The sequence below is a fragment of the Paraburkholderia terricola genome (assembly GCF_900142195.1).
GTDB classification, from domain to species: domain Bacteria; phylum Pseudomonadota; class Gammaproteobacteria; order Burkholderiales; family Burkholderiaceae; genus Paraburkholderia; species Paraburkholderia terricola.
This window is the reverse complement of record NZ_FRAB01000011.1, coordinates 11,406-37,502: the sequence shown is the minus strand read 5'-3', so window position 1 is coordinate 37,502 and position 26,097 is coordinate 11,406. Positions and strand designations below refer to the sequence as shown.

The window sequence follows — 26,097 nt, the reverse complement described above, 5'->3', positions numbered from 1 at the left end:
CGCTAGCTGCATAGCCGATAGGCGCCCATGTCCAGATGGAAATGCGCGCGGTGCAACGCGTCGTAGTCGGGGCCGAGCACGGCATTGAACACGCTGCAAGCGCCGTCGTGCGCAAGCTTGACGAACGCGCCCGCGCGCGTGTCGCTCGCCCAGCCGCGGGCGACCGTGATCCGCGTGCCGTCGGTCAGCACGAAGCCCTCGATATCGATCGCATTGGCGAACGCATGCTGGCTGAGCGAGCCTTGCGCGGCACGGGCGACGTTCCTGCACGCGTAGCTGCCTACGTGCAGAATCTGCCGCACGTCCTCGCCATACACCGCGCGCGCGGCCGGCTGCAAGTAGTGGCGGTCGTACATCGCAAGGCCGAGTGCGAGCGGACAGGTGGCAAGAAAACGGCTGCTCACCCGCGCTTCGTCCAGGCGCTCGACGCGCAGCGCGTCATGCAGCGCGCAACCTTCGGGCGTGGCCTGATCGGCGACCGGCGCATACGTCAGATGCGAGGTGTTCAACGCGGCGCGGCAGGCCTGCGGATCGCGCGTCGCGCGCCACAGCTTCCACGAAGTCAGCGGGCCTGGCGGCGCCTGAACGTTCAACGGTGCAAACGGATTCCAGCGCTCGGGGATCGATACGCGCTGAGTGGCGACGAGCCACGCTCCCACGAGCGCGGCGCCGGTCAATGCCAGCAGGACAAGGCGCAGCATGCGCTCACAGCGACGCGGCGGCGCTCACAGCGCGCGGCACGCTTCCGCGCACGCACGGCAGGCGTCGCTGCATGCCTGGCAATGCGCCGGAGGATGACGGCCGCATTCGTCCGCGCATGAATCGCAGATTCGCGCGCACAGGTCGCAGAAATCACGCATGAATTCGGTGTCGCGCGCGAGCGCCGCCGACGTGAACCGGCACAGCGATGCGCAGTCCAGATCCAGCCGGATGCACTTTTCCATCTCGGGCAGCGCGCCTTCGGCGATGCACGCCGAAGCGCAGTTCTCGCACGCCCTGGCGCACTTGTCGAGTGCTTCGATGCAGCGGTCGGCGTCGTTCATGGTCGACTCTCCTAGGGTTTGGCGGCGCGGGGCCGCGAGCGTTGTAAGTACTTCCCGGGCGGTTGAATATTTGACCGCGCTTTGAAATCACAGACGCGCGATCGATGTGGCGTATCGACCCACGCGGCCGATTCCTCGCCGGATGCCCGTTGCAGGCAAGCAGCATCGACTGTTCCCACGCGGCGCATCCCGCGCATTTGGCACGCGCATTGCTCGTCAACAGGCGTGACATGTCGAGCGATCGAGCGTGCCTCGCGCGCCCGACGAACAGGTGCCGGCCGGCATCGTGAAGCGCGCAGTTTGACGAACTCAACTGGAGGTCATCATGCCGTTAAAGAGAGGAACTTCAAGAGAGACCGTCTCGCACAACGTCAAGACGGAAACCAAGCATGGCAAGTCGCAAAAGCAGGCGGTCGCCATTGCGTTGAATCAGGCGCGCAAGTCGGGCGCGAAGATCCCGAAGAAGAGCGGCAAGTGAGTGCCGCCGCTCGCGCGTCATCCTCAACACGGGAGTCGTTATGAGCAATACCAAGCAGTCCAACACCCAGCCGGCCAACCCGAAGGAGCCGGCCAAGGAAAAGGCCCAGCAGCAACAGAACCAGCAGAAAGCGCCGCAGCACCAGGGCGGCCAGCGGCAGCCTTGAGTCCAACGGGGAAATGAGCGGTGCGCCGTAGCGGGCGCACCATGAGTCGCGCGCGGCGCTTGAACGGCCGCGCGTTTTTATTGGTACTTTCCCCAGCGCCGCTGGGCTCATCGGCCAACCTGGCCCAGGCATGCGTCGCACGATCCCCGCTCCTGCTTAGCAGGCTACGGGTCATTCGATCGTCATAACGTGACGTCATGGACCCTCAAACAATTCCGGCGTTGTCGCGGCAAATTAGACTCACTATATTTTGATCAAACGCGCGGTATAAGGCCCGCTCCCCTTTGCGTTTCCCGCATCGCCGCCGTTTTCGCCGCCGGCGCGAGGCGCCGACGAAAGCCGCATTACATAGACGATATTTTTCGCTCACCCGCTCACCCGTATCGAGGACAAAGTCGTGATCAAGAAGCCAACGTTGCGCCCGCTTGTCGCTGTTCTGATCCTTGGGGTCGCGAGTCTCGCGACTGTGTGTCCGACGCCCGCCTTCGCCGCGGGAAAAATCACGTTCGTCTCGCAAGGCGGCACGTATCAGGAAGCGCAGACCAAGGCGATTCTCGACCCGGCGGCGAAGCTGCTGAACATCACCGTCAACCAGGACAGCATTCCGGACGCGTGGCCGCAAATCAAGGCGCAGGCCGCCACCGGCAAGCCGATCTGGGACGTGGTGGATACGCCGACATCCAACTGTCTGCGCGGCGGCCGCGAGGGTCTGCTGGAAAAGCTCGATTTCTCGAAGATCCCGAACGGCGCCGCGATGCCGGAGAAATACCGCACGCCGTACTCGGTCGCCTATGAGTTCTATTCGACGGTGATCGGCTACAACAAGAAGACGTTGAAGAAGGTGCCGCAAAGCTGGGCCGATTTCTGGAACGTGAAGGCGTTTCCCGGCTCGCGCGCGCTGCGCAACGATCCGCAGACGGTGCTCGAAGCCGCGCTGCTCGCCGACGGCGTGCCGCGCGACAAGCTCTATCCGCTCGACGTCGATCGCGCGTTCAGGAAGCTTCAGCAGATCAAGCCGGACGTGACCGTGTGGTGGACCTCGGGCGGGCAGTCCGCGCAATTGCTGCACGACGGCGAAGTGGACATGACGATGATCTGGAACGGCCGCGCGAGCGCCGTGCGCAAGGACAATCCCGATGTCGACTTCACCTTCAACGACGGCATTCTCCAGAACACGCAGTTGTGCGTGCTGAAGAACGCGCCGAATCTCGCCGACGCGATCAGGTTCGTCAACGCCGCCGTCTCGCCGGAATTGCAGGCGAATCTGCCGCGTTATATCGACTACGGTCCGGGCAATCCGGCCGCCTTCAAAACGGGCAAGATCGACGCGAAGCGCGCGAGCGAACTGCCGAGTTCGCCGGAGAACGCGGCGAAGCAGGCGCTCATGTCGGAAGATTGGTGGGCCTCGGACGCGGGCATCCAGGCGAAGGCGCGCTGGCTCAAGTTCATGCAGTGAGGCGGGTCTAACGCATTGACCGGCGCGCGGGCCGCTGAACCCAGCGGCTCGCGCGCAAGGTCGTTTCCTGTCGCAGCTTCCATCGCCCGCGCATTCATCGAACGTGATCGACTATCTGATTCTCGGCGGCGGCTCGGCCGGCTGCGTGCTGGCCGCGCGCTTGTCCGAAGACCCCGGCAAGACGGTTTGCCTCATCGAGGCGGGCCGCAATATCTCGCGTACGGACATGCCCGCGGCGGTGCGCAGCCGCTATCCGGGCCGCGCTTATCTCGACACGGCGAACATCTGGCGACGCCTGAAGGCGCGCATGAGCGCGTCGGCGACGACACGCCGCTACGAACAGGCGCGTTTGCTCGGCGGCGGCTCGGCGATCAATGCGCTAATGGCCAATCGCGGCGCTCCCGCCGACTACGACGAATGGCACGCGCTCGGCGCGCACGGCTGGACCTGGAGCGCGTGCCTGCCGTATTTCCGCAAGCTCGAACACGATTGCGACTTCGGCGGCGAACTGCATGGCGCGAGCGGTCCGCTTCGCATTCAGCGCGCGAAGTGGGCACGCATCTCGCCTTTCGTGCGCGCGGTGCTCGCCACGCTCGACGCACGCGGCCACGTGCGGCGCGACGATCAGAACGGGGCGTGGGAGGACGGCACGTTCATCGGGGCGATCGCGGTGAGCGAGGCGGGCGAGCGCATTCCGACTTCGGTCTGTTATCTCGACGACGCCGTGCGGGCGCGGCCCAATCTCACGATCCGCACGGGCAGGGTGGTCGAGCGTGTGCTGTTCGACGGCAAGCGCGCGGTGGGTGCGCGCATCGTCGGCGGCGAAGCGAACGACGGCGCGGCCGAGGATGTGCTGGCCGCGCAGGTGATCGTTTGCTCGGGCGCGATCCACAGTCCCGCGCTCCTGATGCGAAGCGGCATCGGACCCGCCGCCGACCTCGCGGCGCTCGGCATCGAAGTGCGCGCGGATCGGCCGGGCGTCGGCGGCAATCTGATGGAGCATCCGTCGATCGCGGTCTCCGCCGTCTTGCCGCGCGCGGCCCGCACGCCGTTTCCCGATGAACATCACGAGCAGGCCATCGTGCGCTTTTCGTCAGGCGTGCGCGATACGGTGCCCGGCGACATGCACGGCGCGATCCTCTCGCGTTCGGGCTGGCATTCGGTCGGTTATCGGCTCGGCACGATCTTCTTCTGGGTGAACAAGTCGTACTCGCGTGGGCGCGTCACGCTCACGTCGGCGGACCCGCATGGCGAGCCCGCCGTCGACTTCAACATGCTGTCCGATCCACGCGATCTCGAACGGCTGAAGCTCGCGCTGCGCTTCGGCGCAACCACGCTGGCCGATCCGATGATGGCGCAACATCGCGCCACGCTGTTGCCTTCGAGCTATTCGCCGCGCGTCGCGAGCGTGGCCGTGCCGGGTGCATGGAACGCGTTGCAGCGCGGCACGCTGAGCGCGCTGCTGGATATCGCCGGTCCGCTGCGCGGGTGGCTCGTGCGGCGCGTGGTCACCCAAGGCGTGACGCTCGACGATCTGCTCGCCGACGATCACGCGCTCACGCGTTTCGTCACGCGTTCGGTGGGCGGCACGTGGCATCCGTCGGGAACCTGCCGCATGGGCGCCGCCGACGATCCGCTCGCCGTGTGCGATGCGCGCGGCGCGGTGTACGGCGTCGACGGGCTCTATGTGTGCGATGCGTCGCTGATGCCGTCGATACCTTGCGCCAACACGAATGTGCCGACCATCATGATCGCGGAGCGCATCGCGGACAGGCTGCGAGGGCGCTGATCGCCCCGCGCGCCTTCGCTTAAGTTGCCATCAATCGCCAAACCCCACGATTCCCTTCACTTCGAGAAACGCCTCCAGGCCCCACTCGGCGTATTCGCGCCCATTGCCCGACTGCTTGTATCCGCCGAAAGGCGAGCCCGCATCCCACGACGGATAGTTCAGGTACACGCTGCCCGCGCGCAACCTGAACGCCACGCGCCGCGCGCGTTCCAGGTCGGCGGATTGAACATAGGCCGCGAGGCCGAAAGGGCTGTCGTTGGCCATGGCAATCGCCTCTTCTTCATCGCGATACGGCATGATCGCGAGCACCGGTCCGAAGATTTCCTCGCGCGCGATCGTCATCGAGGGCCGCACGTTCGCGAACACGGTCGGCTGCACGTAATAGCCGCGTTCGAGACCCGGCGGACGGCCGAGGCCACCCGCCACGACGCGCGCGCCTTCCTCGATGCCGGCCGCGATCAGCCGCTCCACCCGCTCGAACTGCACGCTGCTGACCACCGGTCCCATGGTCGTGCGTTCGTGGTCGGCGGGGCCGACGCACTGCGCCTTAGCCGCGCGCCGTGCGATCTGCGCCGCTTCGTCGTGACGCGCCGCGGGCACGAGCATGCGCGTCGGCGCGTTGCACGACTGACCGCTGTTGCCGAAGCACGCGTTGACGCCCGCGGTCACGGCCGCTTCGAAATCCACGTCGTCCAGCAGGATGTTGGCCGACTTGCCGCCGAGTTCCTGGTGCACGCGCTTGACGGTCGGCGCGGCGAGCTTCGCGATCTCGATGCCCGCGCGCGTCGAGCCGGTGAACGACACCATGTCCACGTCGGGATGCGCGGCAAGCGCCGCGCCGACGCTCGGCCCGTCGCCGTTGACGAGATTGAAGACGCCGGGCGGCACGCCCGCGGCGTCCAGGATCTCCGCGAACAGCAGCGCGTTCAACGGCGTGACTTCGCTCGGCTTGAGCACCATCGTGCAGCCGGCCGCGATCGCGGGCGCGGCCTTGCAGACGATCTGATTGATCGGCCAGTTCCACGGCGTGATGAGCGCGACCACGCCCACCGGCTCGTGATTGATGAGCGTGGTGCCTTTCTTGCGCTGCCAGGCGAAGCTCTCGCAAGTGCGGATCAGTTCTTCCAGATGCCGCCGGCCGATCCCCGCCTGCCACGCATGCGCCATCGCGCGCGGCGCGCCCAACTCGCGCGAAATCGTCTCGCCCATTTCGTCGTGGCGTTCGAGAAACACGTCGAGAATGCGGCGGATCAGCGTGAGGCGCTCGGCGGGCATGGTTTGCGAGAACGAGGTGAACGCATGCTTTGCGGCCGCCACCGCGCGATCGATGTCGGCGGGCGTGCCCATCGCCACTTCGGCAATCGCTTCCTCGGTGCAGGGATCGATGACGGGCAGGCGAGCGGCGCCCGACGGCTCGACCCATTTGCCGTCGATATAGAACTTCAGTGCATTGGTCATGGCGTAGAGGGTTTTTGAAGGATGGGTTCAGGCGCGCGCCGCGCTGGAGCGGCGGCTCACCACGACGATCATCACGAGGCACAGCGTCAGCGCGGTAAGCATCGTGCTGATCGCGGCGATGGTGGGGTCGATCTCGTCGCGCAAGGTGACGAACATGCGGCGCGTGAGCGTCTGATTGGTGCCGCCCGACACGAACAGCGCGACCACGGTTTCGTCGAGCGCCTGGATGAACACGAACACCGCGCCGGAAATCACGCTCGCCTTGATCTGCGGCAGCGTCACCGCCATGAAGCTGCGAAAGCGGTTCATGCCGAGGCTGCGCGCGACCATCTCCTGGGTGCGGTCGAAGGTGCGCAGATCCGCGCCGACCGAAATCAGCACATACGGCAGCCCGAGCATCGTGTCGGCGAGAATCAGGCCGCCGAGCGTATTCACATAGCCCGCCTGCGAGTAGACGAAAAACACGCCCACCGCGACGATGATGATCGGCACCATCAACGGCAGCATCAGCAGCGTGCGCAGATAGCGCATGATCCAGTGCGTGCCGTTCTGGATCGCGTAGGCGGCGCACACGCCGAGCGGCGTGGCGATCAGCGCGGCGGCGCTCGACGCGATGAGCGTGGTGCGCGCGGCATCGATCCACGCGGGGTTGTCGAAGAACGAGTGATACCAGCGCAGCGAGTAGGCGGGCGGCGGGAAGGTCATGAAGCGCGTGTCGGAGAACGACAGCGGCACGACGATCAGCACCGGCACCATCAGGAACAGCAGGATCAGCACGACCGTTGCGCCGAGCACGATGCGTCCGAACGAGAGCCTGTTCATTTCGCCCCCAGGGTTTTTTCGAGCGGCACGACGCGGCTCGCGGCATAGAAGATCGCGCCCACGCAGACGAGCAGCACGACGCTCACCGCGCTCGCCGCGCCCCAACTGTTGTAGATCTCGACGTTGCGGCTCACCACCATCGACACCATGATCGACTTGCCGCCGCCCATCAGTTCAGGCGTGATGTAGAAGCCGAGGCACAGCACGAATACGAGCGTGACGCCGGCGAATACGCCGCTCATCGACAGCGGCAGGAACACGCGCAGGAATACGTGCAGCGGCGAGCCGCCCAGGCTCGCGCCCGCTTGCGAGAGATTCGGCGGGATTTTCTGCATCGCCGAATAGAGCGGCAGCACCATGAACGGCAGCAGGATATGAACCATCGCGAGGATCGTGCCGAACTGGTTGTACGCGAGTTGCACGGGCCGGTCGATCAGGCCCGAGGCGATCAGCGCCTTGTTGACGAGCCCCGTGCGCTGCAACAGCACGAGCCACGCATAAGTGCGCACGAGCACGCTGGTCCAGAACGGCAGGATCACCATGCCGAGCACGAGCGCGCTGAGTTTCGGCGGCAGCGAGGCCGCGAGATACGCAACCGGATAGCCGAGCGCCAGCGTGATGACGGTCACGACGATGCTCAGCTTGAACGTGAGCAGGAACGTGTCGACGTAGGCGCCCGTGAACATGCGCCGATAGTTGTCGAGCGTGAAGCCGTCGTGCCAGATGGATTGCCACGACAGCCACGCGAGCGGCACGACGAGCAGCACCACGATCACGAGGAGCGCGGGCGTCATCAGCAGAAGCATCGTGCGATCCTCGCGCCGCTGGTGGCGCGTGGCGGGATCGGACTCGGTGGCCTGGATCAAGGTGGGTTCCTGGAGCATCCGCTTGGCGGTTGTCATCATGCACCTACAGCGTCGAGAAACTGATACCACGCGGCGACGAGCCTCACGCCCGGCGCGCGCAGCGAATGAAAGGGCACGGGGCGCAGGCCGGGCGCGGCGAGCAGCGAAAGCTCGGGCGTCTCGCCGAGCGCGAGCGCGGCGGCGTGTTGTCCGAGCAGACTCGCCATCGCGACGCCTGCTCCGTTATACCCCAGACAAAAGGTCGTGGCGTCGTCGCTGCGGCCAACGTGCGGCAGCGAGTTGAACGTCATGCCCACATAGCCCGACCAGCGATACGCCACGCGCAGGTCCGCGAGTTCGGGAAACAGCGCGACCATCGCGCGCTGCAACGCGTCGAAGCCGGTCGTTTGGCCTTCCTTGCCGAACGCGTCGCGTCCGCCGAACAGCATGCGGCCGTCCACCTTGCGGAACCACTTCATCATGCGCCGCGTTTCGGTGTAGCTGCGGCGCTCGACCATCAGGCGCGCGTCGAGTTCGGCGGGAAGGCGTTCGGTGGCGATCATCGCGCTGCGAAACGGCACGAGTTCGCGTTGATAGGGCGAGGTCGCGGGCGTGAGGTCGGAATAGGCATTGGTCGCGACGATCACCTGTTTCGCGCGCACCGTGCCGCCGGGCGTGCGCAGCGTGACCCGCGTGTCGCCGGGCGCGCGGCGCATCTCTAGCACCGGCGTCGATTCGTGGATCGGCACGCCGCGCCGCGCGATGCCGCGCGCGAGGCCGCGCACGTATTCGAGCGGCAGGATCGTGCCGGCGTCCGCGCTCAGCACGCCGCCGACAAAGCCCTTGGAACCCGTCTCGCGCGTGACTTCATCGCGCGATTGCACGGTCATCGAGGTATCGCCGAGGGTCGTGCGCACCCAGTCGGCCTCGGCGCGGATCGACGCGAACGCGCGCTCGGTGTGCGCGCAGCGCAGGCTGCCGGTGTGCTCGAAGCGGGCGCGTTCGAGCCCGAACTCGTCGAGCAGCGATTCGACGACGCGCACGCCGTCGTGCGCGAGCCGGTGCATGCGCTTCGCGGTGTCGAGGCCGTGCAGCGCGTGGATCGCCGGAAACGACAGCCTGAACTTCGACGACACCACGCCGCCATTGCGCCCGCTCGCGCCCCAGCCGACCGGGTTCGCATCGAGCACCACGCATTCGACGCCGCGCTTTTGCAGCGCATAGGCGGCCGCGAGGCCCGAGTAGCCCGCGCCGATCACCGCGACTTCGACGTCGAGATCGCGCGTCAGCGGCGTGCCGAGCGCCGCGCTTTCATCGGGCGATGCGGCGGCGAGCGCGCGCCAGAGCGAGTCCGGCTGGTTATGCGGCTGGTTATGCGGCTGGTTATGCGGCTGCTTATCCGGCTGCTTATCCGGCTGCTTATCCGGCTGCTTATCCGGCGCGGGCATGGCGTTACGCGGCGAGGCGCGCTTCGGCTTCGACGGCGTCCGCGAGCGCGGCGAGCGTCGCGAACCTGAACGTCGGCGTGGTGACGGCCTCGGGCACCGGCGTCGCGCCGAAGCCCTTGCTGCCCTGACGGCGCTCGATCCAGCAGGTCGCGTAGCCGAGCTGCGTGGCGATGCCGATATCGTGGTACTGGCTCTGCGCGGTGTGCAGGATCTCGCTGAACTTGTAGCCGAAGGCCGCCTGGCGGCCGCGGTTGTACGCGAAGAACTGCGGGTCCGGCTTGGCGACGCCGGTTTCGTCGCAGCACACGGTGTCGTCGAACGGATCGCCGAGCGTGTGCGCATACGCCGACAATGCGACGCGGTCCGCGTTCGTCATCGCGACGAGGCGGTAGTGCTTGCGCAAGCGCTTGAGCGCCGCGACGGAATCCGCGAACGCGGGCCATTCGAGCACGTCGCGCTGGAACGCGGCGGCCGATTGCGGGTCGTCAGGCAAATTCAGTTCCTTCGCCAGCGACAGATACACGTTCGCCATTTCGTGGCTCGAACGTCCGGGGAACGCCGCGCGGCCGCGCATGTACGGCTCGAAGATCTGATCGTCGCTGAGGTCCTTCGCCGCCGCGCCGCCGAGGCGCCGCACGGAGGCGAGCACGCCGCGCTCGAAGTCGATGAGTGTGCCGACGACGTCGAACGTCAGGACCTTGAAATCGGTGAGCTTCATGAAATCATCCTTTTGCGGTTTGCTGTGATGCGGAGAGGGAAAGGCCCGCGCGCGGGCGGCTGGAAAGGTTGGATTGGCGCATAGGCGTGCAGGCGTGTAGGCGTTGGTTCAGGCGGGCACCACGATCGTGTCTTGCGGATCGAGCGTGACGCTCATGTGCGCGCCCGGCTGCGGAATGCGGCGGCGCGCATCGTGGCCGCCCGGCTGCCGGAGACTGATGGCGGTGCCGTCGGCGAGCGCCGCGAACACGCGCAGGCTTTCGCCTTGATAAAGCACCTCGGTGACGCGGCACGACAGGCGGTTCACGCCGTCGCGCGCGTCGCCGTTGTCGATCACGAGCTTTTCGGTTTGCACCGCGAGCAGCAGCTTGTCGCCGCGCGGCAGCGGGTGCGCGGTGCGCAGCACCGTCTCGCCGAGACGCACGGCGTCGTCGCCCGCGCGCGTCACGTCGAGCAGCGTCGCCTCGCCGATGAAACTCGCGACGAACGCATCGCACGGACGGTCGTAGAGCCGTTCGGGCGTATCGATCTGCACGAGCCGGCCGTTCTTCAGCACCGCGACGCGGTCGCTCATCGTGAGCGCCTCGCGCTGGTCGTGCGTCACGTAGACGATCGTCGCGCCGAGCTTGCGATGCAGCCGCCGCAACTCGATCTGCATGGTTTCGCGCAGTTGCTTGTCGAGCGCGGAAAGCGGCTCGTCCATCAGGATCAGTTGCGGCTCGAACACCATCGCGCGGGCGAGCGCCACGCGCTGGCGCTGGCCGCCCGAAAGCTGGCCGATGCCGCGGTTCTCGTAGCCGGAGAGTTCGACCATCGCGAGGGCGTCGGCCACTTTCCTCGCCCATGTGTTTTTCGGCTGACGGCGCGCGCGCAGCGGAAACGCGACGTTCTCGCCGACGCTCATGTGCGGAAACAGCGCGTAGTTCTGAAACACGATGCCGATGTCGCGTTTATGCGGCGGCGCAAATGTAATGTCGCGCTCGCCGACCCAGACCGCGCCCGAGCTCGGCTGCACGAAGCCGCCGAGAATGCCGAGCAGCGTGGTCTTGCCCGAGCCCGAGGGGCCCAGCAGCGAGACGAATTCGCCGGGGGCGATCTCCAGCGAAACGTCGTCGAGGGCCACTACCGGGCCATAACGCTTCGCTGCCGATCGGATCGAAACACCTGTTTTCGCTCGTGCGTCCATTGCGTTCTGTCTCGCTGAAGAAGCCTGCGTTAGGGAAAATATAGGCTGCGTCTATTTTGGCGGCAATTCCCAAATTGTTGGAGAAGGCATAACATGAGGTCATGCCTAACCTGCGTAAAAAACTGCCGAGCGCCAATGCGCTGTTCGTGTTCGAAGCCGCCGCCCGCTGCGGCAACTTCACGCGCGCGGCACAGGAACTGTATGTCAGCCAGCCCGCGGTGAGCCGAATGCTCGCGCGCATGGAGGACCATCTCGGCGTGCGCCTGTTCGAGCGCGTGCGCGGCGGCATCGAGCTGACCGAGAACGGCAGGATTCTTTACCGGAAAATTTCCGAGGGCTTCAACGGCATAGAAGGCGCGATCCGCGAGATCGAGGCGAGGGCGACCGGCGTGGAGTCGGTCACGTTGTCCGTTTCCACGGCCTTCACCACGCACTGGCTGATGCCGCGCATGAACCGGCTGAACCAGGCGTTTCCGAATGTCGACCTGCGCTTTCAACTGATTTCAGGGCGCATCGGCGGGCCGCTCATCGACGTCGATCTCGGCATGCGCTTTCTGCGCGAGGACGAGATCGGCGAGAACAGCGTGCTCGTGATGCCGGAGACGCTGCTGCCGGTGTGCAACCATCGCTACCATGAGACGGCGTCGACCGAGGCGGGCCGCGAGCACGGCGACACGGTGATCGTGATGGACGACGGCGAGCGCGGCTGGCATGAGCGCTTCGGCGAGTTCGCGGCGCACGGGCGGCATCCGGCGAGCATGCTGAGCTTCAACGATTACGCGATCGTCGTGCAGGCCGCGTTGCTCGGGCAGGGTGTGGCGCTAGGCTGGCTCAACGTGGTGTCGCACTGGCTGCTGGAAGGCGCGCTGTTGCCGGCCGAAGAACAGGTGATCGTCACCAACCGGCGCTGCTGCCTGGTGTGGCCGGAGGGCCGGCCGTTGCGGCCGGTCGCGGCGGAGGTGCGCGACTGGATCATCGGCGAGACGCGCGCCGACGTGCGCGCGGTGGATAGCCGATATCCGAAGCTCGGGTTGCGCGGGTTGCTGGGTGACGCGGGGCTCGCGATCGGGTCTTGATGCGGGCCGCGTGGTTCGATTCCGCGCCGCGCCGAAGAAGCGGCGGCGGCGCGGCTGGCAGATGAGGTGAGGTGAGGCGAGTTGCGGTAGGCCGCGGCGGGCCTACCGATGCGCTAGATCACGGGCCGACCCGCAGAACCACGCCGGACGAAATCTGCACCATCAGATAGTCGCCGCCAATGCCGACCCACGAATAGCCGCGTGGAGGCGGAGCAAGGTGGTAGTCGCGCCAGTTGTCGATCACGTACTGGCGATCGCGGTATTCCGGAGGCAGGCGATCGCCCTTGCGCCAGTGCCCGGGCGCGTTCGCCGAATTGCCTGGACCGTCGGCGCCGTGTCCGGGCGGCGCGTCTTTCGGGCCGTGCCCCTTCGATCCGTGACCATGATCGCCTTTACCCGAGTTGCCGTGGCCGGACTTGTCGTGCGGCGGTTGTGCGCTCGCGAGCGACGATGCCAGCATGCCCGTGACTATCAGCGACGCGAGAAGCATGCGCGATTTCTTCATTGCTTATCTCCTGTTAGGTGGTTGCCCGACGGCCCAGGCATGAAGCAGCATCCCGGCGACAGTCATCGGACCTCAGAAGCACTGGGTCAGGGGCATGATAGCGAACTGTCGGGGATTGATCTACTTGTGTTGGGTGAGGGTGGACACATTGCAAAGGAGCCAATGAGTGGCCGAAATATCGAGTAATGCCTTGAAAGATGGCCTGACTTCCGCGCGCTTGAAACTCGTGCGGGCGGAAGCCGCGTTCGCGCCGGAGCTTCGTGATTACTCCCTTCGCAATCGCGAGCACTTGCAGCCTTGGGAGCCCGCACGCCCGGATTCCTTTTTCGAACTCGAGGCCGTCAAGAACCGACTGGGCGCGATGAGTCGTGACAATGCCTTGGGCAATGCCGTTCATTGGTTGCTAACGCGTAGGGACTCGGCGGAAGTGATCGGCGAATGCCACTTCACGAATATCGTCCGTGGTCCATTCCAGGCATGTCATCTCGGCTTTTCTCTCGCGAAACATGCGCAAGGTCAAGGGCTGATGCAAGAAGCCCTTACGGTAGCGATACCGCATGTGTTCAATGACGTCGGATTGCATCGCATCATGGCGAACTATCGGCCTGAGAACATACGCAGCGGGCAATTGCTGAAGCGGCTAGGGTTCGAACGCGAGGGACTCGCGCGAGCGTATCTGAAGATCAACGGCGCGTGGGCCGACCATGTACTCACGTCGCTGATCAACCCGAGTGCTACATCTTGACGACCACCTTTCCCTTCACGCGTCCTCTCTCGACATAAGCCAGCGCCTCGTTGGTCGACTCGAACGGGAAAACCCGATCGATCACGGGCTTTATCGCACCTGCGTCGACGAGCGCGGCGATCTGACCGAGTTGCTCCCCATTCGCACGCATGAAAAGAAACGAATAGCTGACGTGATGACGTTTCGCCGCCTTTCTAATGCGGTAGCTCAGAAAGCGCATCGCCGTTTTCAGGAACAACGAGGCACCTATCTCTTTGGCGAAATCAGGATCAGGCGGACCCGCGATTCCAATGAGTTTGCCCCCCGGCTTGAGCACTCGCAGCGACTTCTCGAGCGTGTTTCCGCCTTGTGTGTCCAGCACCACGTCGTAGTCTTTCAGAATGGCCGCAAAGTCGTCTTTCTTGTAATCGATGACGACATCCGCGCCGAGTTGCTTCAACCACTCGGCATTCGCCGCGCTCGCCGTCGTTGCGACAGTCGCGCCCACATGCTTCGCCAGTTGAATCGCGAAGGTGCCGACGCCGCCCGAGCCCGCATGGATGAGTACTTTCTGCCCTTTCGCGAGTTGGCCTTTTTCGATCAGCGCCTGCCAGGCGGTCAATCCCACCAAGGGCATTGAAGCCGCTTCTTCCATGCTGAGTGACGTGGGCTTGAGCGCCACGCCGTCTTCCTTGACCGCGATGAATTCCGCGAAAGTGCCGATGCGGTCCTTATGCGGTCGCGCAAAGACTTCATCGCCCGGCTTGAATCGCCGCACGTGCGGTCCGACGCGGACCACCACTCCCGCCAGGTCGTGGCCTAAAATCAATGGCAAACGATAAGGCAGGAGGAGCTTGAATTCCCCGTCTCTGATCTTCGAATCGAGCGGGTTCACGCCGGCGGCGTGAATCTGGATCAATACGTCGTCCTCGCGCAGTTCGGGAACCGGCATATCGCCGGCCCGTACGCCATTCTTGCGTCCATATCGATCGACGACGAATGCCTTCATCACAGTTCCTTATTGCTCATTGCATCACATTGTTTCGCGGGTTGCGGCTTTAAAACGGGAGAGACAGTCACGCGGCCTACGTTGCCAGCCGCAAATCCTTGCGAACGCCGGCGTCCACCAGGCCTGCAGGCGCGAACCTGCGTAGCAATTGCAGACGGCCGGCGAGTCCGCCGGCCGTATAGCGCAGCTTCGGGCGAGCCGCGCTGGCGGCCCGCAGTACGGTTTCGGCCACGACCTCGGGACCGTCGGCATTCTCGACCACCTCTTTCACCCGCTTGTCGACGGCCGAGCGCACCTCGCGATATTCGTCGAGCGGGGCGTCGGGCGCCATGAAGTTCGCGTCGAAGGCCGTCTTGACGTAGGCGGGCTCGATGACCGAAACCCGAATGCCCTTGGTACGCAACTCGTGGTCGAGCGACTCCGAGTAACCCGCGACCGCGTGCTTGGTGGCGGAATACAGCGCCATATAGGGCATCGGCAGAAAACCCAGCACGGAGCCGATGTTGATGATGCGGCCGCTGCCGTGTCGGCGCATATGGGGCACCACGGCGCGCGTCATGCGGACGATCCCGAAGAAGTTCGTATCGAAGATCGCTCGGGCCTGATCGATCGAACTCTCTTCCGCGGCGGCCGGGGCGACGCCGAAGCCCGCGTTGTTCACCAGCAGGTCGATGCGGCCGTGCAGGCGCAGGACTTCGCTGACCGCCGCTTCCACCGATTCCTCGCTCGTCACGTCGAGCGGCAGCATCTCGAAGGTCCGTTGGCCGCCTTGCGCACCGCGCCGGCTCGTGCCGTAGACCGTGTATCCGGCCTGCGCGAGCCGCTCGGCCGTGGCTTCGCCGATTCCCGACGACGCGCCGGTAACGAGCGCTATTCTGGTTTCCATGATGTTCTTCCGATAGTGAGCGATGTGAGCGATGTCCGATACGTGGGCGGCGGGGCTTTCATCCTGCCATTTGTATGATTGTCATCATATTTCAGGTGCAGCGAAAACCGGCGCCGGGCCGGGCGGATTCACACATCAGTGGGCGCGAGTTTTTTCAATGCGGTTTCAAGAAAACTATCCGTGAGCTTCGGATCGTCGACGGCGCGCGCCAGCATCAGGGTGCCGACCATCGTGGCGACCGTCATCAGCGCCTGTTCGTGTGCGCCCGGTTGGCCCCAGTCGGGCAATTGGCGCGCGACGACATCGATCATTTCCTTGATGCGGCGGGTGGCCGCGCGCCGCACGACGGGCGCCTGGCGCGGCATCTCCGAGCCGAGCGCGGAGACCGGACAGCCCGTTTCCACGCTTTGGCAATGCTCTTTCGACAGATACGCGCGCACGATCGCCGGCAACGCCTGGTCGGGCGCCACGGAGGCCGCGATATGTTCGGATATGGCCACGGCTTCGGCGCCGGCGCGGTCGGCCGCTTCGGCAAGCAGCACTTCGCGCGACGGAAAGTGGGCATAAAAGCCGCCATGCGTCAGGCCGGCCTCCTTCATGATGTCGGCCACGCCCGTGCCGGCGTAGCCGCTGCGCCGGATCGCGCGGGCGGCCACCTCGACGATGCGCTCGTGTGTGAGTTCCTTGCGGCTGGCGGTATTCCGCTTGACTGGGGGCTTCTTCATGATGGTCATCATATACTAGTTTCGACACCTGCGTTTTTTCCGCGCGACGGCCGGCGCTCAAGCCAACGCTTCGGCAGGGCTGCCGGCTGGTCGCGATGACTTTACAATCCTGCGCTTAGATCCACAAAACGGGAACCGCGCCATGAAGTCCATCATCGCATCGTCGCTTATCGCAGGCATCGCCGCGATGAGCGCGCACGCGAACGCCGAAACGTCGACCGGCAATGAAACGCCGAAACAGCAGTGCGCGATTGCCTACGTGACCGGCATTGGCGGGACGGCGCAAAGCCTTCGCGAATACCTGTCGAGTTCGAACCGGTATCGCTATCTGGCCGAGAATCCGATTCAGTGCAAACTCTCCGATGAGGGCCGCGCGTCCGGCTGCGTCGGCGTCACCAGCCTTCGGCACGAGAGGGTGAGCGTGTACGACGACAGCGACGACGCGACAATGACCGTGGTGGCGCGCGTGGAACTCGACAGGGGAACGTATCCGGTGATCATCGTCGTGCCGAGGCAAGACGTGAAGTGCGAGGAGTGAATGCGCGGAGCGGCCGCGGCCGCCGTTCATCCAATCGCTCAATCGTTCAATGGTCAGAGGCCGATCGTTAGCGCAATGCCGGCGCGAAACCGCGATCGACAAGCAGTCCAAGGAGGGAAAACCCGTGTCCAGGACATCCGCATCCACGCTGTTTCCGGTCTTCGAGCGCGCGGTGATCAGCCTGTATGACGGCGGCGTGCTGTCGCCCGCGGTGCTTGAGCGTGTGATTGGCGCGTTCGCCCAGACCGACATCGACTGGCGCACGACCCCGACCGCGCGCTCCGTCGACGGCCGCACGCTGCGCGACATCGTTGCTCAGACGATGCTTCCGGGCGATGCGCCAAAATCGGCGTCGAGTTCGTTTGCGGCCGTGATCGGGCACATCGCCGGAGCAAAAGTATCCGAGGACGACACGCAGGCAACCTCAGAAGAGCGTGAACCGTCGCGCGGCAAACCAAAGAAATCGGCTCGATCAGACGAAGCCGGGAGCAGCGACGAGGACAGCGACAACAACGACGCAAGTTCGGAAGAACTACTCGCCCAATTGTCGGGTAACGCGCCAAGGGGTAAGCGTAAGGCCGAGGGCAAGGCCAAGGCCGCCGCCGACTCGACCCGCTTCAACCCGCTTCTGAACGCGGCGCTGCCGCACAAAAAGAAAGACTGACGGCGCGCCCTTCGCGGCATCGCAACGGCGGTTCCGCACCCCCGCGCTAACCCATGCGAGCGCAGACCGCGCATCATCCGCGCGTTCGCCGGAACATTCGTGAATGTGAGCAACCGAAGCCGCTACGGTCTCCGTTTCTCGTCGAAGCCGCGGCTTCATGCGGGCTTCACGACCCATCGGCGCATGCGCTCAATGCGAGTTGTTGAATGCGAGCTTCCGCTTATATTCTGACGTCATCGGCGCTGGCATAGGGCCGCCGCCAATGAACGAGAGACCGATGATGACCGCCTTTATCGACAGCATGAAACTCAACCACTTGAGCTTCCCCTCAGCCGACACCCCCGCGACCGCCAGGTTCTTTGAACAGCACCTGGGTTTCACTATCGCGGGAACCTGGGACCAATCGTACATTCTCAAGCGCCCCGGCTTCGACGTGGTGATCGATCACGCGAGCGGCGATGCGCCGGCATGGCCCAAGGCTTTCCATGTCGGCTTCGAATTGCCGAGCCTCGATGCCGTTCACGCGTTGTATGAGCGCTTCAAGACGGAGGGTGTCGAGATGGAGACCGAAGTCTTCAACAATGGCCGCGGTTCGCGCTTCTTTTGCCGCGCGCCGGGCGGCGTGATGTTCGAAATCAACACGCGCCGCGACGCCGCGCCGGAATATCGCGGCACATTCGACGACTGAAAAATGATCCATGCGTAGCTGAAGCGCTGGGGCCGGGGACATTCAGCGCGCGTGCTCGCAAGCGGTGTCGCCGGCGTATTACTATCGTGGTCCCATGACACGGATTTCGAGGTGAGAAGAACCATGAACCCATCGGAACGCATCGACCAGATGATCGCGGAACTCACGGACTGGCGCGGCGAAACGTTTGCCGGCATCCGCAAGAGCATTCTCCAGGCCGACCCGCAGATCATCGAGGAATGGAAGTGGATGGGAAGCCCGGTATGGTCCCGCGACGGCATGATCGCGGTCGCCAACGCGCATAAAGGCAAGGTGAAGCTGACCTTTGCCCACGGTGCGAATCTTCCCGATCCCGACCAACTCTTCAACGCGGGACTCGAAGGCAACGCGAGACGCGCAATCGACTTTTTCGAGGGCGACAAGATCAATGCGCGCGCGCTGAAAAATCTCGTGCGCGCCGCTATCGATTTCAATCACACCAGCTTGAAGAAGAACGCGCCTGCTCGGGCCAAAAGTGCGCAAAAGTGAAAGACCCGAAGCAATGGCCGATTGAATCGGCCATTGCCGCACGCACGTTTCGTCAGCCTGCTGATATGTCCGTTCACCACGCCCGCGCAAAGCGGTGATTCGCCGATTCGGCTCGACCGGTTCGCGCCGCTGGCCCGGTCACGCATAACGGTCATTATTCAGTCACAAACCTCACGCACTATTACCGCCGGCCTTCAACGGCCCACCGAGCTGCGCGCTGGCCCTCCCTGACCACCCCCGAAGATCCACGCGAGCCACGCACGCATGGGCGACGCTTAGCGCCAGACACGTCCAAAACAAGCATTCCCTTCAAGGAACATCATCGTGTCTCGTTCAAGACTTCTTGCCCTGACGGCGATCGCCTCGTCGCTCCTGTTCGCCACGGCGGCGCATGCAGCCGTGGACCTCATCGCGGTCGGTCAGTTGAGCGGCTTGAGCGGCGATTTGTCGAAGGAAACGGCGGCGCCGCTGGAGAACGGCGCGGCGGGCAATCTGCTGGGCGGCCTGGGTTCGGGCATCGCCTACGCGGGATGCCATACGTTTGTCGCGGTGCCGGACCGCGGCCCGAATGCCGTGCCGTACAACGCGGCCATCGACGACACCGCGTCGTACATCAACCGCTTTCAGACCTTGCGCCTGCGCCTGAAACCGGGTGCGGCGGGCGCTGCGCTGCCGTACACGCTGACGCCGAAACTCATCGGCACGACGCTGCTTCACGCGTCTGAAACGCTCGTCTACGGAACGGGCGCCGCGGCCGGCGTGCCCAACGGCGCGCCCGCGCTGAACCGCCGCAACCGCACTCACTACTTCACCGGCCGCTCCGACAACTTCGACCCGACGCGCCTGTCGACCAACGATCTCGACGCACGCTTCGATCCCGAAAGCGTGCGTGTGAGCAGCGACGGCGAAAGCGTCTTTATCTCCGACGAATACGGTCCCTACGTCTATCGCTTCGATCGCCGCAGCGGCCGCCGCACCGATAGCTACAAGCTGCCCGATACGTTCGCGGTGTCGACGCTCGCCGCCGTCGGCAGCGACGAAATCTCGCAGAACACTTCGGGCCGCGTGGCGAACAAGGGGATGGAAGGTCTCGCGATCTCGCCGGACGGCAAGACGCTGTTCGGCGCGATGCAAAGCCCGCTGATTCAGGACGGCGGCACCAGTGGCGGGTATACGCGCATCGTCAGGATTGATTTACGCAGCGGCAAGACCACGCAGTTTGCCTATCCGCTGACGAACATCGGTACGGCGGCGAAGCCGAAGTATCCGACCATCAGCGACGTGGTGGCCGTCAACGACCATGAATTGCTGGTCGACGAGCGCGACGGCAAGGGACTCGGCGACAACTCCACGGCGGCCTTCAAGAAGGTGTTTCACATCGACCTGACAGGCGCGCAGGACGTGAGCAACGCGAGCAGCGAGGCCGGTCTCGCGCCGTATGCGGTGCGCAAAGCCTTGTTCCTCGACGTGGTCGCGTCGTTGACCGCGCACGGCTACAACGCGAACGACATTCCGGCGAAACTGGAAGGCCTGGCGTTCGGCCCCGACGTGGTGGTCGGCGGCGTGAAGAAGCACACGCTGTTCATCGCCAACGATAACGACTTCCTCGGCACGGTCACCGATACGAATCATCCGGCCGGCATCGCGAACCCGAACCAGTTCTTCGTGTTCGCATGGGATGCGAGCGAGTTGCCCGCCTACGTGCCGCAGACGCTGCCGGGCGCGGACGACGATCGTCGCGGCGACGGTCATGGTCATTCGGCTCAGGCTTGCGGTCGCGACGGCGACGACGAGCGTTGAGCCAAGGCGCGGCAAGCGCCCCGGCGTTTTGCCGCGCGCCGGTTTTCCGCAAGGCTGAAGCCAGCGCCACGCATCGTCGATGAGCGGATCCGTCACCATAATGGCGGTTCCGCTCTGCATAACAGCCGCGATATCCGTCCTTTTTGTTCTACGCTATAAGCGCGACGCGCAGCGCGTCCTGGCGTTCGTCCCGAGGTTCGGCCGAGGTTCGTCACACCCCGCGGCGGGTTTCTTTCAGGGAGCCGCCGCACGCGCTGCGCCCGCTAACGGGCTCCTGCGCCATGCCGTTCGATTAGCGGGAGCCCGATCGTCAGTCAGGCTGCTCGCCTGATTGCCAACCAACCAGCCGGGGCCGCCGACGGTGTACCCCGGCAGCACGCTTCATGGAGGATGACGATGTCGATTCGACTAGGCGAAGAAGCTCCGGATTTCACCGCGGAAACCACCGAAGGGACGATCCATTTTCACGAATGGATCGGCGACCATTGGGCGATCCTGTTTTCTCATCCTAAGGATTTCACGCCGGTTTGCACCACCGAACTCGGATACATGGCCCGGCTGAAGCCGGAATTCGATAAGCGCAACACGAAGATCATCGGTCTTAGCATCGATCCCGTCAGCGATCACGAGAAATGGGTCAAGGATATCGAGGAGACGCAGGGTCACGCGATCAACTACCCGTTGATCGGCGACGCCGACCTGAGCGTTGCGAAGGCCTACGACATGATCCATCCGAGCGCGAGCGGCGGCCCGCGCACCGCCGTGGATAACGCAACGGTGCGCTCCGTGTTTCTGATCGGCCCCGACAAGAAGGTCAAGGCGATGCTCGTGTATCCGATGAGCGCGGGGCGCAATTTCGACGAAGTGCTGCGTCTGCTCGATGCGCTGCAGCTCAACGCGAAACACACGGTGGCGACGCCGGTGAACTGGAAACCGGGGGAGGACGTCATCATCCCGACCTCCGTTTCGAACGACGACGCAGCGAAGAAATACCCGCAAGGCTTCAAGACGGTGAAGCCGTATCTGCGTTACGTCGAGCAGCCGAAGTGAAACCGGCGCGCGTTAGCGCACCTCGCGGTTAAGACGAAGCGCCGTTCTCCACAGTGGCGGCGCGGCCACCGGCGCCAGGCCTTCCCGGCCTGGCGCCCCAATACGGCCGGACCATGCCCGCTCGGCGAACGCCCGCGGCATCCAGAGCCAAATAGCGGTTCGAGATAACGTTATCGGAATCGAATCATTCTCAAGGCCCGCTTCGCTCGTTACGCTTGGCGAACTATTGCAAAGCGAGGGCGTATGGCCGCTTCTGTTCCCACATCGTTTTCCACGCGACGGCGCACGCTGAAGCTATTAGGCGCGGCGCCCGCACTGAGCGTCTTCGCCGTGACCGGCGCGTTGCACGCGCACGGCGCGCAGGCCGCCGAAGCCGCCGCCACTTCCATCACGCTCGTTCTCGGCGACCAGGCCGGCGGCACGCGCGCGCTGGCGGAAGCGACGAAAGTGCTCGACGGCGCGCCCTACGCTTTTCGCTGGGCCAACTTCCAGGGCGCCGCGCCGCTCTTCGAAGCGCAACGCGCGGGCGCGGTCGATCTCGCGCCGGCGGGCGACTTGCCGGTGCTCGCGGCGGCGGTGGGCGATCCGAGCTTGAAGATCGTCGCGACGCGCGTGGGCTCCGGCGCGCAACTCGGCATTCTGGTCGCGGCGGATTCGAAGATTCGCACGGTCGCGGATCTGAAGGGGCGCACCGTGTTCGTCTCCTCGGCGCGCGGCAGCATTTCGCAGTTTCAGTTATACGGCGCGCTGGCTGAAGCGGGGCTCTCGAAAGAAGACGTCAGCGTGCGTTTCATCTTGCCGGTCGATGCATTTGCCGCGTTCGCATCGGGATCGATTGAAGCATGGGCGACGTTCGATCCGTACTACGGCATCGCGGTGCAACGCGGCGCGCGGATTTTGCGCGACGGCACCGGCATCAACAGCGGTCTCGGTTTCATCACCGCCTCCGGGGCCGCGCTCGCGGACACGCGCAAACGCGCGGCGATCGCGGACGTCCTGCTCAGGCTGCAACGCGCGGGCGATTGGGCGCTGGCGAACCCCGACGCCTACGCGCAAATCTACGCGACGCTGACGCGCTCGCCGCTCGATGCCGCGAAGCGGATCACGCAACGCGCGTCGCTGAAACAGCACTTCATCACCGAGGCGGATATTGCCGCGCTGCAAAAGGTGGCGGACAGCGCGAACCGCGACGCGATCCTGCCGCGCCGCATCGACGTGCGCGCGATTGCGGACACGCACATCGCGAACGTGTGAACTGTGGCTGAGCGCGTTCGCGTTCACGCGCCGGGTGTGGCCGGTTGCACGTGAGCCGGCCGGCGAGCGCAACGGCCGCCGCAAGGGCCACCGCTATCTAGCCGGCGCTAGCGGGAGCCGCCAAAGCCGCGCGCGTGTCGAGCGGCGGCATGGTGTCGAACGCCGCCCGGCGAAGCGGTTTGCCTGAGCGCGAGCGCAGCGTCCCGATGGTCTCGAACAACGCATCGACGTCGGCGCTGCCGGATGCCGCGTCGAAACAGAGCGCGATTCGTTCGAGCAGTTCAAGCGCCGCCTCGGTTCGGCCTTCGTCGCGCAGCAGCGCGGCGAGCGCCATCGAGGCGCGCAGTTCCCACATCCTCGCGCCCTGCGTGCGGGACAGTTCGATCGCCTTCGCGAAGCATGCCGACGCGTCACTGCGCCGCGCGTTGGACGCATTCCCCGCATAGGCCTGCGCGCGCGCTTCGGCGTGTGCCGCAAGCCCCAGCACGCGCCAGATTTCCGGCAGGAAAATCAGCTCGCCGTTGCTTTCGCAGAATGCCAGCGCTTCGTTCAATCGGCTGCGGGCTTCGTGGATCTGCCCGGCCGTGACGAGCGCCTCGGCGTAGGCGACGATGAACAACGTGATCAAACGCCGGAAGCCGCGCGCGATCAACGCGTCGAGCGCCTGCGCGAGAACCGGCAGCGCCCGCTGCGCGTGTCCGTCGAGAATGTCGCGATACGCGGACAGGCAGTCGCAGTAATCCAGCCACACCTCGGAGCGATGCAGCGCGGCTTGCGAGCGCATGATCTCCAGATAGGCCGCGCCGCCGCTCAGATCGCCCGACAACAACGCCAGCGGCGCCGCCGCCGCGCCGAGCACATGCGTGAGCGACGGTTCCATCGTATGGGGGCGCACCAGGCTCACGAGTTGATCGACGAGCGCCAGGGCCTCGCCGACATTCCCTTCGAGCCACGCGATTCGCGCGAGCGTGCCGTTGCAATAGACGAGCGGATCGACGGCGAAGCTGCCCACCCGCTGCGCTTTGCCGTCGAGCGAGACGATACGTTGCCTGACGTCGAGCAGCGCCTGCCGGGCTTCGCCATGCCGGCCGAGACAATGCAGCGAAATGGCCACCAGTTGATCCGCCAGGATCTGTTGCCACGGGTTCTCTTGTGCTTGTGCTTGTGCCTGCGCGAATTGCTGGAACCGCTTCGCGTACTTCATCGATTCGTGGATGTTTCCACCGGACATCATCGTGTTCCAGAGGCCCCATAGCGCGCGGGCATGAAACGCTTCGTCGCCGCACGCCAGCGCGAGCGCGAGCACGTCGCGCCACAATTCCGCCGACCGCCCAACCGCGCCGTGAATGTAGGGCAAGGCCGACGCCAACGCCGCGCGCACGCGCATTTCGCTGACGGCGGCGACCGATGCGGCGGGGAGCTTGTCGAGCGCGTCGACCGCTTGCCCGGTGCGCGCGCAGCACTCCGCGATCATGCCGGCGTCGAGCAGCGCGCCGGCCAGATTCGACGCGAGTTCGACGCCGAGCCGCACGTCGCCCTCCGGGGAGAACGCCCAATCCAGGGCGCTGCACGCGTCGTCGAGCGAATGCTGGAACACCGCCGCGTGATCGGCGGCGCTCGAATCGGTGCTGCTCGCCGCGCCGGCAGCCGTCCGCGCCGGGCGAGCCTGCAAGCAGCAGGCGAGATAGCGCGCATGGCGCGCGGCCAGATCCTGCCGCTCGCCTTCAGCCTGGAGCTTTTCGAGCGCATAGGCGCGCGTCGATTCGGAGAGGCGATACCGCGCCACCGGACCGTCGAATTCGACATTCACCAGCGATTTGGCGAGCAGTTCGCTGATGCCGTTGATCGCGCTCGCGACCGTCAAGCTGGCGTCGCACACGACCGCGCACATGGCCTCGAACGTGAACAGGCCGCCGAACACCGCGATTCGTCTGAACAGCGACTGCGCGCCGGCGTCGAGCAGCGCGAAGCTCCAGTCGAAGGTCGCGCGCAAGGTTTGATGGCGCGGCAGCGCGGTCCGATAGCCGCCCGCGAGAATCGCCATGCGATCGTCCAGCCGCTGATACACGCCTTCCACGCCGAGCGCCACGACGCGGGCCGCGGCCAGTTCGAGCGCGAGCGGAATGCCGTCGAGCCGCCGGCATATCTCGCCGACCAGCCGCAGTTCCGCACGCTCCGCGCCCACCTTGCGCTGCAACGAGTTGGCGCGCAGCAGAAACAGATTCACGGCCGACTGCTGCAAGATCTCCGCGTCGCTCGAATCCGGTTGCGGCACGTCGAGCGGATCCACCCGGAAAATCGCTTCGGGCATGATGCGCAGCGGCTCCCTGCTCGTGACGAGCACGCGCAGCGAAGCGCATTCCGCGACCAGCGCCTCGACGACTTCCGCCACCTCGTCCACCAGGTGCTCGGCGTTGTCGAGCACCAGCAGCCGGCGTTTTTGCGCGAGCGCGGCGGCCATTTGTGCAACACCCGGCGCAACGCCCGGCGCGGCATCTGCCGCAGCCAGCCCGCAATCTTCGGCGATGGCGGCGAGCACGCCGCCGTGCGCGGTGAGCGCGGCGAGTTCCACGAAGCACACTTCGACGAAATCCGCGGCGGCGTGACGGGCCGCTTCGATCGCGAGACTGGTTTTGCCGATGCCGCCCGCGCCCACCAGCGTCAGCACGTGCGCGTGCGCGAGCATCGCGCGGATTTGCCGAACCGCCGCCTCGCGGCCCACCAGGTGCGTCTTGGGCGGCGGCAACGGGCATGCGGCAGGCGCGGGCGCGAAGGATTGCCCGGGCGCCGACCGGTTCGATCGGCGCACCAGTTGATAACCGCGCCCTGGCACGGTGAGAATCAGATCGCGGTCCGCGCCGAGTATTTTTCGCAGCGCGGAGAGGTGTACCTGAATGTTGTTTTCTTCGACTATCGTGTTGGGCCAGACCGCGTTCATCAACTCGTCTTTCGTGACGAGGCGCCCGCCCGCCGATGCGACCACCGCGAGGATATCGAACGCACGGGAGCCGAGATGCACCGGTTCGCCGTCCTTGCGCAACGTGCGCATCTCCAGATCGATGTGAAAGCGGCCTAATTCGATCATGTCGTTTTCAGGTTCCGGGCAATGAGCGTGATAAGGCAACGGTGCGGCTCGATCGTGGCGTCACCCGCCTTTGCATGATTTCCATCCGGCAATGCGCGCTCGAACGGCCATCGTCGACGTGATCGAAAGTACCTTGGCGAATTGCGCGTGTCTTGTC

Annotated in this window: 26 protein-coding genes; 13 read left to right on the top strand and 13 right to left on the bottom strand. The window is 65.2% G+C overall.

Annotation, left to right across the window (positions count from 1 at the left end):
* Positions 1-2: 2 nt before the first annotated feature.
* Positions 3-701: an extensin-like domain-containing protein gene (locus BUE39_RS11865; protein WP_073428860.1), complete on the bottom strand. Its 699-nt coding sequence runs from the start codon at positions 699-701 to the stop codon at positions 3-5.
* 24 nt (positions 702-725) lie between these two features.
* Complete coding sequence (locus BUE39_RS11860; RefSeq protein ID WP_073428859.1) at positions 726-1,043, bottom strand: four-helix bundle copper-binding protein; 318 nt, start codon at positions 1,041-1,043, stop codon at positions 726-728.
* A 325-nt stretch (positions 1,044-1,368) separates the two neighbouring features.
* On the opposite strand from BUE39_RS11860, the gene BUE39_RS35155 reads away from it, so the two are divergent.
* The 4 genes from BUE39_RS35155 to BUE39_RS11850 all read left to right on the top strand — a co-directional run bounded on the left by BUE39_RS35155 (position 1,369) and on the right by BUE39_RS11850 (position 4,932).
* On the top strand, positions 1,369-1,521 hold the full coding sequence (locus BUE39_RS35155) for a DUF6496 domain-containing protein (protein ID WP_167363281.1): 153 nt from the start codon (positions 1,369-1,371) through the stop codon (positions 1,519-1,521).
* Between the two features lie 40 nt (positions 1,522-1,561).
* Complete coding sequence (locus BUE39_RS35895; protein ID WP_268801993.1) at positions 1,562-1,687, top strand: hypothetical protein; 126 nt, start codon at positions 1,562-1,564, stop codon at positions 1,685-1,687.
* 397 nt (positions 1,688-2,084) lie between these two features.
* A complete protein-coding gene (locus BUE39_RS11855; RefSeq protein ID WP_073428858.1) occupies positions 2,085-3,143 on the top strand; it encodes an ABC transporter substrate-binding protein in 1,059 nt (352 codons plus the stop codon).
* Between the two features lie 103 nt (positions 3,144-3,246).
* On the top strand, positions 3,247-4,932 hold the full coding sequence (locus tag BUE39_RS11850; protein ID WP_073428857.1) for a GMC family oxidoreductase: 1,686 nt from the start codon (positions 3,247-3,249) through the stop codon (positions 4,930-4,932).
* 30 nt (positions 4,933-4,962) lie between these two features.
* Here BUE39_RS11850 and BUE39_RS11845 read toward each other — a convergent pair whose 3' ends face one another.
* From BUE39_RS11845 to BUE39_RS11820, 6 genes are all read right to left on the bottom strand, one after another.
* Positions 4,963-6,390, bottom strand: coding sequence for an aldehyde dehydrogenase family protein (locus tag BUE39_RS11845; RefSeq protein WP_073428856.1), 1,428 nt, complete (start codon positions 6,388-6,390; stop codon positions 4,963-4,965).
* 27 nt (positions 6,391-6,417) lie between these two features.
* Positions 6,418-7,212, bottom strand: a complete 795-nt coding sequence (locus BUE39_RS11840; protein ID WP_073428855.1) for an ABC transporter permease — start codon at positions 7,210-7,212, stop codon at positions 6,418-6,420.
* A complete protein-coding gene (locus BUE39_RS11835; protein WP_073428854.1) occupies positions 7,209-8,117 on the bottom strand; it encodes an ABC transporter permease in 909 nt (302 codons plus the stop codon). The genes BUE39_RS11840 and BUE39_RS11835 overlap by 4 nt, the downstream gene beginning before the upstream one ends.
* Positions 8,114-9,505, bottom strand: coding sequence for an FAD-dependent oxidoreductase (locus tag BUE39_RS11830; protein WP_084561396.1), 1,392 nt, complete (start codon positions 9,503-9,505; stop codon positions 8,114-8,116). The genes BUE39_RS11835 and BUE39_RS11830 overlap by 4 nt, the downstream gene beginning before the upstream one ends.
* Positions 9,506-9,509: 4 nt before the next feature.
* The gene (locus BUE39_RS11825) at positions 9,510-10,223 is read right to left on the bottom strand and encodes an HAD-IA family hydrolase (RefSeq protein ID WP_073428853.1); all 714 of its coding nucleotides are present in this window, start codon (positions 10,221-10,223) and stop codon (positions 9,510-9,512) included.
* A gap of 108 nt (positions 10,224-10,331) precedes the next feature.
* On the bottom strand, positions 10,332-11,408 hold the full coding sequence (locus tag BUE39_RS11820; protein WP_073428852.1) for an ABC transporter ATP-binding protein: 1,077 nt from the start codon (positions 11,406-11,408) through the stop codon (positions 10,332-10,334).
* Positions 11,409-11,509: 101 nt separating this feature from the next.
* Here BUE39_RS11820 and BUE39_RS11815 point away from each other — a divergent pair, with 101 nt between their 5' ends.
* Entirely contained in the window at positions 11,510-12,484 is a 975-nt protein-coding gene (locus BUE39_RS11815; protein WP_073428851.1) for a LysR family transcriptional regulator, read from the top strand.
* A gap of 118 nt (positions 12,485-12,602) precedes the next feature.
* On the opposite strand, the gene BUE39_RS11810 is transcribed toward BUE39_RS11815, so the two are convergent.
* Complete coding sequence (locus BUE39_RS11810) at positions 12,603-12,989, bottom strand: RcnB family protein (protein WP_073428850.1); 387 nt, start codon at positions 12,987-12,989, stop codon at positions 12,603-12,605.
* A 166-nt stretch (positions 12,990-13,155) separates the two neighbouring features.
* Between BUE39_RS11810 and BUE39_RS11805 the strand changes: the two genes are divergently transcribed.
* Complete coding sequence (locus BUE39_RS11805; RefSeq protein ID WP_073428849.1) at positions 13,156-13,734, top strand: GNAT family N-acetyltransferase; 579 nt, start codon at positions 13,156-13,158, stop codon at positions 13,732-13,734.
* On the opposite strand, the gene BUE39_RS11800 is transcribed toward BUE39_RS11805, so the two are convergent.
* The 3 genes from BUE39_RS11800 to BUE39_RS11790 form a co-directional block, all read right to left on the bottom strand.
* Positions 13,724-14,722: an NADP-dependent oxidoreductase gene (locus BUE39_RS11800; protein ID WP_073428848.1), complete on the bottom strand. Its 999-nt coding sequence runs from the start codon at positions 14,720-14,722 to the stop codon at positions 13,724-13,726. The two genes, BUE39_RS11805 and BUE39_RS11800, sit on opposite strands and share 11 nt — an antisense overlap.
* Before the next feature lie 76 nt (positions 14,723-14,798).
* Positions 14,799-15,608, bottom strand: a complete 810-nt coding sequence (locus BUE39_RS11795) for an oxidoreductase (protein ID WP_073428847.1) — start codon at positions 15,606-15,608, stop codon at positions 14,799-14,801.
* Between the two features lie 128 nt (positions 15,609-15,736).
* On the bottom strand, positions 15,737-16,345 hold the full coding sequence (locus tag BUE39_RS11790) for a TetR/AcrR family transcriptional regulator (RefSeq protein ID WP_073428846.1): 609 nt from the start codon (positions 16,343-16,345) through the stop codon (positions 15,737-15,739).
* A gap of 130 nt (positions 16,346-16,475) precedes the next feature.
* Here BUE39_RS11790 and BUE39_RS11785 point away from each other — a divergent pair, with 130 nt between their 5' ends.
* The 7 genes from BUE39_RS11785 (at position 16,476) to BUE39_RS11755 (ending at position 22,855) form a co-directional block, all read left to right on the top strand.
* Positions 16,476-16,871, top strand: a complete 396-nt coding sequence (locus tag BUE39_RS11785) for a hypothetical protein (protein WP_073428845.1) — start codon at positions 16,476-16,478, stop codon at positions 16,869-16,871.
* A 172-nt stretch (positions 16,872-17,043) separates the two neighbouring features.
* Entirely contained in the window at positions 17,044-17,535 is a 492-nt protein-coding gene (locus tag BUE39_RS11780) for a hypothetical protein (protein WP_318268165.1), read from the top strand.
* A 301-nt stretch (positions 17,536-17,836) separates the two neighbouring features.
* Positions 17,837-18,223, top strand: a complete 387-nt coding sequence (locus tag BUE39_RS11775; RefSeq protein ID WP_073428990.1) for a VOC family protein — start codon at positions 17,837-17,839, stop codon at positions 18,221-18,223.
* Positions 18,224-18,346: 123 nt separating this feature from the next.
* Entirely contained in the window at positions 18,347-18,751 is a 405-nt protein-coding gene (locus BUE39_RS11770) for a DUF1801 domain-containing protein (RefSeq protein ID WP_073428844.1), read from the top strand.
* Positions 18,752-19,075: 324 nt separating this feature from the next.
* A complete protein-coding gene (locus BUE39_RS11765) occupies positions 19,076-20,551 on the top strand; it encodes an esterase-like activity of phytase family protein (RefSeq protein ID WP_073428843.1) in 1,476 nt (491 codons plus the stop codon).
* 396 nt (positions 20,552-20,947) lie between these two features.
* On the top strand, positions 20,948-21,601 hold the full coding sequence (locus BUE39_RS11760) for a peroxiredoxin (protein ID WP_073428989.1): 654 nt from the start codon (positions 20,948-20,950) through the stop codon (positions 21,599-21,601).
* A 243-nt stretch (positions 21,602-21,844) separates the two neighbouring features.
* Entirely contained in the window at positions 21,845-22,855 is a 1,011-nt protein-coding gene (locus BUE39_RS11755) for an ABC transporter substrate-binding protein (RefSeq protein ID WP_073428842.1), read from the top strand.
* A gap of 97 nt (positions 22,856-22,952) precedes the next feature.
* On the opposite strand, the gene BUE39_RS11750 is transcribed toward BUE39_RS11755, so the two are convergent.
* Complete coding sequence (locus tag BUE39_RS11750; RefSeq protein ID WP_073428841.1) at positions 22,953-25,940, bottom strand: ATP-binding protein; 2,988 nt, start codon at positions 25,938-25,940, stop codon at positions 22,953-22,955.
* Positions 25,941-26,097 lie beyond the last annotated feature (157 nt).